Source organism: Nocardioides sp., from assembly GCF_036493135.1.
Classification (GTDB): Bacteria; Actinomycetota; Actinomycetes; order Propionibacteriales; family Nocardioidaceae; genus Nocardioides.
Window position 1 is genome coordinate 1 of sequence record NZ_DASXQG010000033.1, and the last position, 14,104, is coordinate 14,104.

General features: G+C 67.7%; 10 protein-coding genes. 9 read left to right on the forward strand and 1 reads right to left on the reverse strand.

All coding sequences use genetic code 11. The features are described from left to right. Positions 1 to 2,315: RelA/SpoT family protein (locus tag VGJ24_RS05270; protein WP_414691039.1), on the forward strand; the 2,315-nt coding region annotated here is incomplete at its 5' end. Positions 2,316 to 2,626: 311 nt separating this feature from the next. Further along, positions 2,627 to 3,484, forward strand: a complete 858-nt coding sequence (locus VGJ24_RS05275; RefSeq protein ID WP_331499452.1) for a hypothetical protein — start codon at positions 2,627 to 2,629, stop codon at positions 3,482 to 3,484. Positions 3,485 to 3,551: 67 nt separating this feature from the next. Here VGJ24_RS05275 and VGJ24_RS05280 read toward each other — a convergent pair whose 3' ends face one another. After that, entirely contained in the window at positions 3,552 to 4,781 is a 1,230-nt protein-coding gene (locus VGJ24_RS05280; RefSeq protein WP_331499453.1) for a DUF349 domain-containing protein, read from the reverse strand. A gap of 125 nt (positions 4,782 to 4,906) precedes the next feature. On the opposite strand from VGJ24_RS05280, the gene VGJ24_RS05285 reads away from it, so the two are divergent. The 7 genes from VGJ24_RS05285 to VGJ24_RS05315 all read left to right on the forward strand — a co-directional run bounded on the left by VGJ24_RS05285 (position 4,907) and on the right by VGJ24_RS05315 (position 14,100). Next, on the forward strand, positions 4,907 to 5,629 hold the full coding sequence (locus tag VGJ24_RS05285) for an MBL fold metallo-hydrolase (RefSeq protein WP_331499454.1): 723 nt from the start codon (positions 4,907 to 4,909) through the stop codon (positions 5,627 to 5,629). Positions 5,630 to 5,632: 3 nt separating this feature from the next. After that, positions 5,633 to 7,021, forward strand: a complete 1,389-nt coding sequence (gene hisS, locus VGJ24_RS05290) for a histidine--tRNA ligase (protein WP_331499455.1) — start codon at positions 5,633 to 5,635, stop codon at positions 7,019 to 7,021. Next, complete coding sequence (gene aspS, locus VGJ24_RS05295) at positions 7,018 to 8,802, forward strand: aspartate--tRNA ligase (protein WP_331499456.1); 1,785 nt, start codon at positions 7,018 to 7,020, stop codon at positions 8,800 to 8,802. The genes hisS and aspS overlap by 4 nt, the downstream gene beginning before the upstream one ends. Positions 8,803 to 8,942: 140 nt before the next feature. Then, positions 8,943 to 9,962, forward strand: a complete 1,020-nt coding sequence (locus VGJ24_RS05300) for an ABC transporter permease (protein ID WP_331499457.1) — start codon at positions 8,943 to 8,945, stop codon at positions 9,960 to 9,962. A gap of 44 nt (positions 9,963 to 10,006) precedes the next feature. Beyond that, on the forward strand, positions 10,007 to 11,788 hold the full coding sequence (locus VGJ24_RS05305; RefSeq protein ID WP_331499458.1) for an ABC transporter substrate-binding protein: 1,782 nt from the start codon (positions 10,007 to 10,009) through the stop codon (positions 11,786 to 11,788). A 110-nt stretch (positions 11,789 to 11,898) separates the two neighbouring features. Next, the gene (locus tag VGJ24_RS05310; RefSeq protein WP_331499459.1) at positions 11,899 to 12,909 is read left to right on the forward strand and encodes an ABC transporter permease; all 1,011 of its coding nucleotides are present in this window, start codon (positions 11,899 to 11,901) and stop codon (positions 12,907 to 12,909) included. Positions 12,910 to 12,984: 75 nt separating this feature from the next. Beyond that, positions 12,985 to 14,100: an ABC transporter ATP-binding protein gene (locus VGJ24_RS05315; protein ID WP_414691041.1), complete on the forward strand. Its 1,116-nt coding sequence runs from the start codon at positions 12,985 to 12,987 to the stop codon at positions 14,098 to 14,100. Positions 14,101 to 14,104: the final 4 nt, after the last annotated feature.

Consider the following 14,104-nt stretch of genomic DNA (forward strand, 5'->3'; position numbering starts at 1 on the left):
GCGCCGCCGACCCTGCGCCGGTCGCGCGTGAGCGGTCCGGCGACCGCTCGTCGTCGCGGGTGCCGTCGCCCCGGGCGATGCGCAACCGGCTGGCCCGGATGGGAGCCCGCAGCGAGGCGGACAAGCCCGAGCTCGAACCGCTCTTCCGCTCGGTGCGCACCAACCATCCCAAGGCCGACCTGAGCCTGCTCGAGCGCGCCTACCGTACGGCCGAGGAGCTGCACGGCACCCAGATGCGCAAGAGCGGTGACCGCTACATCACCCATCCGCTCGCCGTCGCCACCATCCTCGCCGACATCGGCATGACCGAGCCGACGCTGGTGGCCGCGCTGCTCCACGACACGGTCGAGGACACGCCGTACACCCTGGACCAGCTGCGCGACGACTTCGGCGACGAGGTCGCGGTGCTCGTCGACGGGGTCACCAAGCTCGAGAAGGTGCAGTACGGCGAGACCGCCCAGGCCGAGACGATCCGCAAGATGATCGTGGCGATGTCGCGCGACATCCGGGTCCTGGTGATCAAGCTCGCGGACCGCCTACACAACATGCGTACCGTGCGCTACGTCAAGCAGTCCACACAGGAGCGGCAGGCCTCCGAGTCGCTCGACGTCTACGCGCCGCTGGCGCACCGGCTCGGCATGAACACGATCAAGTGGGAGCTCGAGGACCTCGCGTTCGCGACGCTCCACCCGAAGATCTACGACGAGATCGTGCGGATGGTGGCCGAACGCGCGCCGTCGCGCGACCAGTTCCTGGCCCAGGTCAAGGAGCAGGTCGAGCAGGACCTCAAGGACGCCAAGATCAAGGCGAGCGTGACCGGGCGGCCCAAGCACTACTACTCGATCTACCAGAAGATGATCGTGGGCGGCCGCGAGTTCAGCGACATCTACGACCTGGTGGCGCTGCGGATCCTGCTCGAGGAGGACCGCGACTGCTACTCCGCGCTCGGCGTACTGCACGCGCGGTGGGCGCCGGTGCTCGGCCGGTTCAAGGACTATGTGGCGTCCCCGAAGTTCAACATGTACCAGTCGCTGCACACGACCGTGATCGGGCCGCAGGGCAAGCCCGTCGAGATGCAGATCCGCACGTTCGCGATGCACCGGCGCGCGGAGTACGGCGTGGCGTCGCACTGGAAGTACAAGGAGGACCGCCGCAACGGCGTCGACACCGACCGCCCGGGCGACCTCGACGACATCAACTGGGTGCGCGCGCTCCTCGACTGGCAGAACGACGTCGAAGACCCGGGGGAGTTCCTCGAGTCCCTGCGGTTCGAGATCAACCGCGCCGAGGTCTACGTCTTCACTCCCCGTGGCGACGTGATCGCCCTTCCGGCCGGATCCACGCCGGTCGACTTCGCCTACGCCGTCCACACCGAGGTCGGGCATCACACGATCGGGGCCCGGGTGAACGGGCGGCTGGTGCCGCTGGAGTCGATGCTCGACAACTCCGACGTCGTGGAGATCTTCACGTCGAAGGCGCCGACCGCCGGCCCGTCGCGCGACTGGTTGGGCTTCGTCAAGTCACAGCGTGCCCGCTCGAAGATCAAGCAGTGGTTCACCAAGGAACGCCGCGAGGAGGCGATCGAGCGCGGCAAGGGGCAGATCGCCAAGCTGATGCGGAAGGAGGGGCAGTCGCAGTCGCTCAAGCGGGTGCTGTCCCACGAGTCGCTGACCCAGGCCGCGATGCACTTCCGGCTGGCCGACGTCTCCGCGCTGTACGCGGCGGTGGGGGAGGGCAACCTCAGCGCCCAGGCCGTCGTACGCCGGGTGATCGAGCTGCACGGTGGGGACGACGGTGCCCAGGAGGACCTCGCCGAGGCCGTCAGCATCACCGCCCCACGAACCCGGTCGAAGGTGTCCGCGCCCGGAGACTCCGGCGTCATCGTCAAGGGCGCCCCCGATGTCTGGGTCAAGCTGGCCCGCTGCTGTACGCCGGTCCCGCCCGACGCGATCCTGGGCTTCGTCACCAAGGGCGGTGGTGTCTCGGTGCATCGTCGAGACTGCACGAACGCCGGCGAGCTCCAGCGTCAGCCGGAGCGACTGCTCGACGTCGAGTGGGCCCCCACCGCGCACTCGACGTTCCTGGTGAACATCCAGGTCGAGGCGATCGACCGCGCCCGCCTGCTGTCGGACATCACCATGGTGCTCTCGGACGCGCACGTGAACATCCTCAGCGCGACCCTCTCCACCACCCGCGACCGCGTCGCGAAGACCCGCTTCACCTTCGAGATGGCCGAGGCCAAGCACCTCGACACGGTCCTCCGCGCCGTCCGCTCCGTCCCCGGCGTCTTCGACGCCTACCGCGTCACGCAGTAGCGCCCTCCCGATAGTACGTATCAATTGGCCGGAGAGGACCCCGTCCGTTTGATACGTACTATCCGCCGTCAGGGACCCGCCAATCTTCCACGGGTGGACCTCCGGGCTGCTCCTCCACAGTCAAGCTCAGCCGTCGAGCGGCCGGGCTCGGTCCCCGCCAGCCTGGCGCCATGGATGGTGAGTGGAGCCCGAGATGTGAACGGCCATCGGACTTGGTCCGCCCGGTGCGGATCGACCCGACCGGCGTATCCGGCCCGACCAAGTGGCACGCAGGCGGTTGTGCCTGGAGGCGTGTAGGTCCGGGCCTCTTCGTGCCAGCCCGGGTCGACCCCACGATCGTGGAGCAGAGGATCGTCGAGCAGGCCGCGCGGGTCCGCGCGTACGGCGCGCTGACCGCGTGGGCGGCACTTCGATGGCGCGGTGCGGCGTACTTCAAGGGTGACGACGCCGCCGGCGACCCGCTACCCGTGCCCTTGGCGGTGGGGAGGGCATGTGTGCGTCCCCATCCGGGGATCCTTGTCGTCCGCCGTCAAACACCTCTGATCGAGTGGAACGTCCTGGACGACGTGCCGTGCGCGATCGCCGCGCGGGCGCTGTTCGACGAGATCATCAGGCTGTCCGCTGTGCGCCCGGCCGTCGTGGCGATCGACATGGCCGCGGCGGCCGGACTTCTGACAGTTGCCGAGTTCTGGGCCTTCCTGCAACGGCACATCCGTCCGAGGAACGGAGTCGTGCTCGCACGCGAGGCGACCCTGCTCGCCATCGACGACAGTTGGTCGCCCCAGGAATCGTGGATGCGTCTGTGCTGGGTGCTCGACGCGGCGTTGCCCCAGCCGTTGTGCAACACCCCGCTGTTCGACCTCGACGAGAATCTGCTGGGCATCCCGGATCTCTTCGACCCGGTGGCCGGCGTCGTCGGCGAGTACCAAGGAGAGGTGCACAGCTCCCCGGGACGACGTCGCGCCGACGACGCCCGATCACAGCGCTTCCTGGATCATGGTCTGGCGTACTTCGAGGTGGGCGCCGGTCAGCTGGGCGACATCCGAACGGCAACCCGCATGCGGCAGGTGCGAGTCCAGGCCAAGTTCCTTCCCCCCGACCAGCGAGCGTGGACCCTCGAACAACCCGCTTGGTGGCGAGAGCGGGACCAGCAGCGCAGGGCTTCGTAAGTGCGCCGGGCGATAGTACGTATCAATTGGCAGGTCCCGGCCGTCCGATTGATACGTACTATCGCGGTCAGCCGGAGTAGTCGGCGGAGGCGCGCTGGGCCATCTCCAGGAAGGCGCGGCGGGAGGCGAGGTTCTCCTCCAGCTCGGACACCTTCTTGCCGTCACCGGCGGAGCGGGCCTTCTCCAGATCGGCCTCGACCTTGCCGATCGCCTCCTGCAGCTTGGTGACCATGTCGTCGGCGCGGGCGGACTTCTCCGGATCAGTACGACGCCACTTCTCCTCCTCGATACCCCGGATGGTCTGCTCGACGGCGCGCATCCGGTCCTCGAGCGGGCGGATCTGGTCTCGCGGCACCTTGCCGATCGCGTCCCAGCGCTCGGCGATGTCTCGGATGGCGCGCTTGGCGCCGTCGACGTCCGTGACCGGCACCAGGGTCTCGGCCTCGGCGAGCAGCTTCTCCTTGGCCTCGGCGTTCGCCGCGAACTCGGAGTCCTGGGCGGCCATCGCCTCGTCGCGCGCCCCGAAGAACGTGTCCTGCGCCCCGCGGAACCGCTTCCACAGGTCCTCCTCGACCTCACGCGGTGCCGGCCCCGCGGCCTTCCACTGCCGCATCAGGTCGCGGTAGACGCCGGACGTCGGCCCCCACTCACGGGAGTTGGCCAGGGACTCGGCGTCCTTGACCAGGCGCTGCTTGACGACCCGGGCGGCCTCGCGCTTCTCGTTCTGCTCCGCGAAGTGCGACTTGCGTCGCCGGGTGTACGCCGTGCGTGCGGTCGAGAACCGGCGCCAGAGCTGGTCGTCCGCGGCCCGATCGATCCGCGGCAGGCCCTTCCACTCGTCGAGCAGCTGCCGCAGTCGGTTCGCGCCGTTGCGCCAGTCGTTGCCGTCCGCCAGCTTCTCGGCCTCGCCGACCAGGCGCTCCTTCTCGGCCCTCGTCGCGGCGGCCTTCTCCGCCCGCTCGGCCCGGCGGGCCTGCCGCTGCTGGGAGATCACCGGGAGCAACGAGTCGAGCCGGCCGACCAGGCTGGTGAGGTCACCGACCGCATGGGCGTCGACGACCTGGGTGCGCAGGTTGCGCACGGACTCGGTCGCCTCGTCCGGTGAGACGACACCGGCGATCACCCGCTGCTCGATCAGGTGCACGCTGCCTGCCAGCTCGTCGTACCTCTTGGCGTAGAAGGCCAGCGCCTCGTCGGACGACCCTTCGGGGTACTGCCCGACCGCGCGCTCCCCGTCGGCGGTCCGTACGTAGACCGTTCCGTCCTCGGCGACGCGTCCCCACTCGCTGGTCGTCACTTCGTTCCTCTTCGGTCCGTCTCGTCGCGGTGCTGACCCTGGGCAACGCCCCATGCTAGCCACGGCCTCCCGAGCGGCCGCGCACCGATTCCATCACGCTCGGGGACGGTCGATAGTCTGCCCGGGTGCTGATCGCCGGCTTCCCCGCAGGCTCGTGGGCCGCGAACTGCTACGTCGTCGCCACCGGCCCCGGGTCCGAGTGCGTCGTCGTCGACCCCGGCCAGGACGCCGCGCCCGGCATCGCCGACATCGTCCGCGAGCACCGGCTCAAGCCGGTCGCCGTACTGCTCACCCACGGGCACATCGATCACATGTGGTCGGTCACCCCGGTCTCGGGGACGTACGACGCGACCGCGTGGATCCACCCGTCCGACCGACACCTGCTCACCGACCCGATGGCGGGAATCTCCCGCGAGAGCGCAGCGATGCTGCTCGGCGGGAAGTACGAGTTCACCGAACCCGACGACGTGTCCGAGCTGACCGACGGCCAGCGCCTCGAGCTGGCCGGACTGGACGTGGTCGTCGACCACACCCCGGGCCATACCGAGGGCTCGGTCGCGTTCCGTACGCCGTACGCCACCGACGGCGTCTCCGAGGTCATGTTCTCCGGCGACCTGCTGTTCGCCGGCTCCATCGGTCGCACCGACCTGCCGGGCGGCGACCACCCGTCGATGCTGGAGAGCCTGCGTCACAAGGTGCTCTCACTGCCCGACGACATCGTTGTCCTCCCGGGCCACGGCGAGCAGACCTCGATCGGCCGTGAGCGCGCGACCAACCCGTTCCTGCTCGACCTCGCCGACGAGGGCGTCGGCGACGACAGCGCCGCGCGCGTCACCCGAGGACTCTGACCCATGAGCAAGCCCACGCCGCTGAGCGGCTTCCCCGAGCTGCTGCCAGCCGCCCGCACGGTCGAGCGCGAGGTGGTCGCCACGCTGTCGCGCACGTTCGAGCTCCACGGCTACGCCAACATCGAGACCCGCGCGGTCGAGCCGCTCGACCGGATGGCCAAGGGTGGCGAGATCGACAAGGAGCTCTACGTCCTGCGTCGGCTGCAGGCCCCGGATGACTCCGCCGACGACACCGGGCCGGATCGTCAGCTGGGCCTCCACTTCGACCTCACGGTGCCCTTCGCCCGCTATGTCCTGGAGCACGCCGGTCACCTGGAGTTCCCCTTCCGCCGGTACCAGATCCAGCCGGCCTGGCGCGGCGAGCGCCCCCAGGAGGGCCGCTACCGCCAGTTCACCCAGGCCGACATCGACATCGTCGGCAAGGACGAGCTCCCGTTCCACCACGACGTCGAGGTGATGCGGGTGATGGTGCAGGCGCTCGGATCGTTGCCCCTGCCTCGCCTCTCCTTCCAGGTGAACAACCGCAAGCTGATCCAGGGCTTCTACCGTGGGCTCGGCATCGCGGACGTCACCGCCGCGATCCGGCAGATCGACAAGCTGGACAAGCTCGCGCCCGAGGCCGTCGCCGAGCTCCTCGTCGAGAACGCCGGGGCCACCCGCGAGCAGGCCGCACGGTGCCTCGAGCTGGCGACGATCCGCGTCTCCGACCACACCCTGGTCCAGCGCGTGCAGGCGCTCGGGGTCGACGACGAGCTGTTGAGCCGGGGCCTCGTGGAGCTTTCTGCGGTGCTCGAGGGCTGCGCCGACGCCGTGCGCGCGAGCGACGGCCGGGTGACCGTGGAGGCCAACCTCCGCATCGCTCGTGGCCTCGACTACTACACCGGCACCGTCGTCGAGATCTTCATGGAGGGCTACGAGCGGCTGAAGTCGGTCGGCGGCGGTGGCCGGTACGACGCCCTCGCCTCCGACGGGCGCACGACGTACCCGGGCGTGGGGATCTCGTTCGGCCTCTCACGCACGCTGGTCCCGCTGATCTCCGAAGGTGTGCTCACCGGCAGCCGCGCAGTGCCGAGCGCGGTCCTGGTCGCCCTCGCCGACGAGGAGAGCCGGCTCACCAGCGAACGGGTCGCCGACTCCCTCCGCAGCCGCGGCATCGCCTGCGAGGTGGCACCGAGCCCGCAGAAGTACGGCCGCCAGATCCGATACGCCGAGCGCCGCGGCATCCCCTTCGTCTGGTTCCCCGCGACCGAGACCGGCGTCAGCGACCAGGTCAGGGACATCCGCTCCGGCGACCAGGTCGACGCGGACGCCGCGACCTGGACGCCACCCCACGCCGACCTCCGGCCCACGATCGTGACCACCATCGACAACCCCGAGGAGAACACCCAGTGATCCGTACGCACGACGCCGGGAATCTCACCGCCGCCGACGAGGGCACGCGGGTGACCCTGGCCGGCTGGGTGGCGCGGCGCCGCGACCACGGGGGAGTGGCCTTCATCGACCTGCGCGACGCCAGTGGAGTCGCCCAGGTCGTCATCCGCGACGAAGACGTCGCGCACCACCTGCGCAGCGAGTACTGCATCGAGGTCACCGGCACCGTCGAGAAGCGCCCGGAGGGCAACGCCAACCCCCACATCCCCTCCGGCGAGATCGAGGTCATCGCCGAGGACGTCGAGGTGCTCAGCCCCAGCGCGGTGCTGCCTTTCCCGATCGACGAGGCAGGGTCGCAGAAGGGGGGCGACGTGGGGGAGGAGGCACGGTTGCGCCACCGCTACCTCGACCTCCGCCGTGCCGGCCCCGCCGCCGCGATCCGGCTGCGCAGCAAGGTGAACAAGGCCGCGCGCGACGTCCTCGACGCCCACGGCTTCGTCGAGATCGAGACGCCGACGCTGACCCGTTCCACGCCCGAGGGGGCCCGTGACTTCCTGGTGCCGGCCCGGTTGCAGCCCGGGTCCTGGTACGCACTGCCGCAGAGCCCCCAGCTGTTCAAGCAGCTGCTGATGGTCGCGGGCATGGAGCGCTACTACCAGATCGCGCGGTGCTACCGCGACGAGGACTTCCGCGCCGACCGGCAGCCGGAGTTCACCCAGCTCGACATCGAGATGAGCTTCATCGACCAGGACGACGTGCTCGCGGTCGCCGAGGACGTGCTCGTCGCGCTCTGGACGCTGATCGGGTACGACGTGCCGACGCCGTTGCCGCGGATGACGTATGCCGAGGCGATGGCCAGGTTCGGCTCGGACAAGCCAGATCTGCGCATGGGCCAGGAGCTCGTCGACTGCACGGCGTACTTCGCCGACACCGAGTTCCGGGTCTTCCAGGCGCCGTACGTCGGCGCCGTGGTGATGCCCGGCGGCGGCGACCAGCCGCGGCGCCAGTTCGATGCCTGGCAGGAGTGGGCGAAGCAGCGCGGGGCTCGCGGCCTGGCCTACGTCACGATCGGCGAGGACGGCGAACTCGGAGGTCCGGTGGCCAAGAACCTCAGTGCCGACGAGCGGGCCGGTCTGGCCGCGCACACCGGCGCGAAGCACGGCGACTGCGTCTTCTTCGCGGCGGGGCCGGTCAAGTCCAGCCGTGCCCTGCTCGGCGCCGCCCGCCTCGAGATCGGCCGGCGCTGTGGCCTCATCGACGAGGACGAGTGGAGCTTCCTGTGGGTCGTCGACGCTCCGCTCTTCGAGCCCGCGGACGAGGCGACCGCGGCAGGAGACGTCACCGTCGGCAGCGGCGCCTGGACCGCCGTCCACCACGCCTTCACCTCTCCTCAGGACCTCGACACCTTCGACCAGGACCCTGCCCACGCGCTGGCCTGGGCCTACGACATCGTCTGCAACGGCAACGAGATCGGCGGGGGCTCGATCCGTATCCATCGCGGCGACATCCAGAAGCGCGTCTTCGCAGTGATGGGTCTCGGCGAGGAGGAGGCGCAGGAGAAGTTCGGGTTCCTCCTGGACGCGTTCCAGTACGGCGCGCCCCCGCACGGAGGCATCGCCTTCGGCTGGGATCGGATCGTGGCGCTGTTGTCACGATCTGACACCATTCGCGACGTCATCGCCTTCCCGAAGAGCGGCGGGGGTTACGATCCGCTCACCGGAGCACCCGCGCCGATCACCGCAGATCAACGCAAGGAAGCCGGCGTGGACGCCCCGTTGGAACGGTCCAAATCCCGAGACTGAATCGTTACCTCGGGGGGCGTAGAAATCACTTGACGGTCATCTAGAGTCCATCCCGGTCCAGATGCCGTGAGCTGCCTCACCCGGCTGCGATCGCACTGGGCAGCGGCCACGGACGAACTTCTTGGCGTGAGAGGACGAGTATGGGCATCAGTGCGACCGAACTTGCCGAAGCCCCGGTAGGCGCAGCCGAAGCGCCCGAAGGCAAGAAGCTCGCCGGCCGGTCTCCCACCCAGATCGCACTGCTTCGTCTCCGACAGGACAAGCTGGCGTTGGCCTGTTTCATGATCGTGGTGCTCCTGATCCTCTGCGGGATCTTCGCGCCGGTCATCTGCAACCTTCTCAACATCTACCCGACGGCCGCGACGATCCCCTACGACCCGAGCCAGGTGCTGGACTTCAACACCGGCCTGCCACTCCAAGGCCCGCCGAACCACGGGTTCTGGGCCCAGCACCCCCTTGGCCTGGCTCCTCAGACCGCCGTCGACAACCTCGCCCGGCTCCTCTACGGCCTCCGTACCTCGCTGTTCGTGGCGACCGCCGCCACGGTGTTCAGCACGCTGTTCGGCGTGGTGCTCGGGCTCGTCGCGGGCTTCTCGCGCGGCTGGATGGACCGGATCATCATGTTCGTCACCGACCTGTTCCTGTCGTTCCCCTTCATCCTCGGTGCCCTCGCGATGTCACCGATCATCGTCAGCCATTTCGCGAAGCCGGGTCAGCTGGGCATCCTGTCGAAGGTCCAGCTCTTCTCACTGATCGGGATCCTGGTGATCTTCACGTGGATGCCGCTGTGCCGCCTGATCCGAGGTCAGGTGCTGTCGCTGCGTGAGCGCGAGTTCGTCCAGGCCGCCCAGGTGATGGGCGTGCCGACTCGGCGCATCCTGTTCAAGGAGCTGCTACCCAACCTGGTCGCCCCCATCGTGGTCGCGACGTCGCTGTCCCTGCCCGCGTTCGTCACCGCCGAGGCCGGCCTGTCGTACCTCGGTATCGGCATCACCGGCATCCCGACCCTCGGACAGACCATCTTCGACGCCCAGAACTGGTGGGAGGTCTATCCGCTCTACCTCTGGGCCCCCGTCCTCACGATCTGCGCGCTGGTCCTCGCGCTCAACCTCCTCGGCGACTCGATCCGAGACGCCTTCGACCCCAGAACTCGCCGGTGATCGGTTCACCGGGAGAAATGCAGTAACCACGGAAAGGGTGGGCTATGCGGTTCAAATCACCGTTGATTGCCATCTCCGCCGTCGGTGTGCTGGCTCTGAGCGCCTGTGGCGGCTCAGGGTCGGACAACAGCGGCTCGGCGGATCAGACAAAGCAGAACGAGAACATCGGAAACACCGGCAACTTCCAGGACGCGAGCGCCAAGGGTCCGGTGACGATCTCCGGCGCCAAGACCGGCGGCATCGTCACGGTGCTGACCTTGACCGGTGTGCAGACGACCATCGACCCCAGCGAGGTCTACTACGTCGACACCTCGTCGATCTTGAGTGGTCTGGTGACCCGGTCGTTGACGCAGTACAAGTACGACCCCTCGACCAAGCAGATGATCCTGGTGCCCGACCTGGCCACCGACCTCGGTACCCACAACGACAACTACACCCAGTGGAAGTTCACGATCCGCCCCGGTGTGAAGTGGGGCGAGAACGGCAAGCCGGTCACCGCCCAGGACGTCGCCTTCGGGATGACGCGGTGCATGGACGCCGCGACGTTCCCGACCGGCGCCTGCCCTTACTACTCGAACGCCTACTTCAAGGGCGGCTCGAAGTACAAGGGCATGTACACCGACCCGGGCTCGAAGTTCAACGGCATCAAGGTCAACGGTCAGACGATCACGATCAACATGGCCAAGCCCTTCCCGGACATGCCCTACTGGGGCACGTTCCCGGCCAACGGCCCGGTCCCGTCGGACAAGACGGTGTCGGACCCCAAGAACTACAAGAAGCACCCGTGGTCGACGGGTCCCTACATGATCAAGTCCTTCAACCAGTCCAAGGAGCTGGTGCTGAAGAAGAACCCGTACTGGGAGGCCTCGACCGACCCGGCTCGCACGCAGTACCCCGACGGGTATGACTTCAAGCTCCAGCAGCAGTCGGAGAAGATCGACCAGATCATGCTGGCCGACACCGGCACCGGCCAGACCTCGCTGACCTACGACGACCTGCTCGCCCCTGACTTCCAGCAGATGAAGCAGAAGGCGCCGGACCGTCTGACGTTGGGTGGCTCGCCGTGCACCTACTACTGGGCACCGGACAACCGGAAGATCACCAACAAGAAGGTGCGCGAGGCTCTCTCGTGGGCCTACCCCTACAAGAACGTGATCCTCGCCGGTGGTCTGATCCCGAACGTGAACGCGATCCCGGCCACGAACCTGATGCCTCCGGGCCTGCCCGGGCGTACGGCGTACAACGTGACCGGTCGCCAGGGGTTCAACTCCGACCCGGCCAAGGCCAAGGCGCTGCTGAAGTCGGCGAACGCCATGGGTTACGAGATCAAGTTCCTGTTCCGCACCGACGACCCGATCTCGGTCAAGGGCAAGGACGCGATCGTCAAGGGCCTCACCGAGGGCGGCTTCAAGGCCACCCCGGTGCCGACCACGACGGCGAACTACCCCGCAGCACGTGACAACACGTCCGAGGACATCAACGTCCGCTCGGCCGGTTGGTGCTCGGACTGGCCGTCCGGTTCCACCTGGCTGCCGACCGTGCTCGGGTCGACCGACCCGGACAAGAGCCACTCGTTCGGGGCCAACTTCTCGGCGTTCGGGAACAAGGCGGCCGACAACCAGATGAACGCCATCCAGACGATGCCTCTGGAGAAGCAGGCGGACGCGTGGAACGCGCTCGACAAGCAGATCGCGACGAAGTACTTCCCGCTGTTCACCACCTACTACACCGGCATCGCTCAGGCCCATGGATCCAAGATCATGGGCGACAACGATGACAACACGCTGGGTATGCCGACCTGGAAGGACATCTGGGTGAACCAGTGACCTCTCCGGTCGACTGGTCGGTCAGCTTACCGACGGAGTCATCCGGGTGTTGGGGTACGGCGCACGCCGTACCCCACCACCCACCACCAACAACCGCTAGGAAGCCAGGGATGACGGGATTCATCGTTCGCCGTATTCTCAGCTCGATCCTCGTGGTCATCTTGACCTCGATGTTCGTGTTCGTACTGTTCTTCAAGGGGCTCGGAGACAGTCCGGCCGTGAACTACTGCGAGAAGCTCGGTCCCGGCAAGTGCACCACGGCCAAGCTGGACTCGATCAAGCACCAGATGGGCTTCGACCGGTCCCTGGCCTCCAACTACGCGACCTGGGCGAAGGGCATCTTCGTCGGCCGCCAGAACGTCTACGTCGACGGCAAGGTGTACGACTGCCCCGCTCCGTGCCTCGGCATCTCGATCATGACCGGCAACACGGTCACCCACGACCTGAAGCAGAAGTACCCCGCCACCATGACCCTGGCGCTCGGAGCCGCGACGATGTACCTCACCCTCGGGGTGCTGCTCGGTGCGTTGGCCGCGAAGTGGCGAGGAACCTCGGCCGACCGACTACTGGTCGGAAGCTCGTTGATCGTGTCTTCGATTCCGTACTATCTCGTGGCCCTGCTGGCCTGGATCTATCTGTCCTTGCAGCTGAAGATCTTCCCGGAGACGGGGTACTACCCGATCAGCCAGAACCCCATCAAGACGATCCAGTGGATGATGCTGCCCTGGCTCGTGCTCGGGCTGTACAGCTGCACGTCGTACGCCCGGTTCACCCGAGGACAGATGGCGGAGACGTTGAGCGAGGACTACATCCGCACCGCCCAGGCCAAGGGCGTGCGCAACAACAAGGTGCTGTTCAAGCACGCGCTGCGTGCGGCGATCGTCCCGGTGATCACGATCTTCGGGCTCGACTTCGCCACGCTGCTGGCCGGCACTATCTTCACCGAACGGATCTTCAGCATCGACGGCATCGGTAACTGGGGTCTGACGGCGCTGTCGACGCCGATCGACATCAACGTCGTGAGCGCGACCGTGCTGGTGTCCGCGGTCCTCGTGGTCGTGGCCAACCTGCTGGTCGACATCCTCTACAGCTTCATCGACCCACGGGTCAGTATCGCCTGAGACGGCCGACCGTCCCTCGTCCCGCCTCCACGAAAGAGTCGTATGAGCACCGATACCTTCGAACGTCCCAGAGACATGGCGGCGCCGGCCAACCCCGAGGACCCGTTCCTGGTCGTCGAGGACCTGACCGTCAAGTTCCCCACCCACGACGGACTCGTCCAGGCCGTCACCGACCTCTCCTTCACCGTCGAGCGCGGCAAGACGCTCGGCATCGTGGGCGAGTCCGGCTCCGGCAAGAGCGTGTCGTCGATGGCCGTGCTGGGTCTCCACGACCCGAAGCACACCCGCCTCTCAGGGTCGATCCGGGTGGACGGACAAGAAATCATCGGCGCGTCAGAGGACCGGATGCGCAAGATCCGCGGCAACAGCGTCGCGATGATCTTCCAGGACGCGCTCACCGCGCTTCACCCCTTCTACACGATCGGCGACCAGATCTCCGAGGGGTATCGGATCCACCACCGGGTCTCCAAGGCCGACGCGAAGAAGCGTGCCATCGAGATGCTGGACCGGGTCGGTATCCCGCAGGCGAACCGTCGGGTCGACGACTACCCCCATCAGTTCTCGGGCGGCATGCGACAACGAGCCATGATCGCGATGGCACTGGTCAACGACCCGCAGCTGCTGCTCGCCGACGAGCCGACGACGGCGCTCGACGTGACCGTGCAGGCGCAGATCCTGGACCTGCTCCAGGACCTGCAGCGGGAGTTCAACTCCGCGGTCATCATCATCACCCACGACCTCGGAGTGGTCGCCGAGCTCGCGGACTCGACGATGGTGATGTACGGCGGCCGGGCGGTGGAGTACGGCGCGACGCGCGAGATCCTGACCCACCCGGAGATGCCCTACACCTGGGGCCTGCTGGGCAGCATCCCGGACGTCAGCACCGACTCCGAGGCGCGCCTCGTGCCGATCCCGGGGAACCCGCCCAGCCTGCTCAACCCGCCCTCAGGCTGCTCGTTCCACCCCCGCTGTCCCCACGTGGACAAGGTGCCCGGCGACCTGTGCCGGACCACCCTGCCAGACCTCGTTCCCGGCGATCGCGGGGACAACCACGTGAAGCGTTGTCACCTGGCGAATCCGGGCGAGATCTACGCCGAGGAGGTGCTGCCGGAGATCGCTCCCGACCTCATCGACCCCGAGACGGGTGAGATGATCCCGGAGCTGGCAGCAGTCGACCCCGACGAGGTTTGAGGGC

What these genes read in the sequence shown, in the direction of transcription:
- hisS (WP_331499455.1), top strand. Translation starts at nt 5,633, where the DNA reads ATGAGCAAGCCCACGCCGCTGAGCGGCTTCCCCGAGCTGCTGCCAGCC.
- VGJ24_RS05300 (WP_331499457.1), top strand. Translation starts at nt 8,943, where the DNA reads ATGGGCATCAGTGCGACCGAACTTGCCGAAGCCCCGGTAGGCGCAGCC.
- VGJ24_RS05305 (WP_331499458.1), top strand. Translation starts at nt 10,007, where the DNA reads ATGCGGTTCAAATCACCGTTGATTGCCATCTCCGCCGTCGGTGTGCTG.
- VGJ24_RS05310 (WP_331499459.1), top strand. Translation starts at nt 11,899, where the DNA reads ATGACGGGATTCATCGTTCGCCGTATTCTCAGCTCGATCCTCGTGGTC.
- VGJ24_RS05315 (WP_414691041.1), top strand. Translation starts at nt 12,985, where the DNA reads ATGGCGGCGCCGGCCAACCCCGAGGACCCGTTCCTGGTCGTCGAGGAC.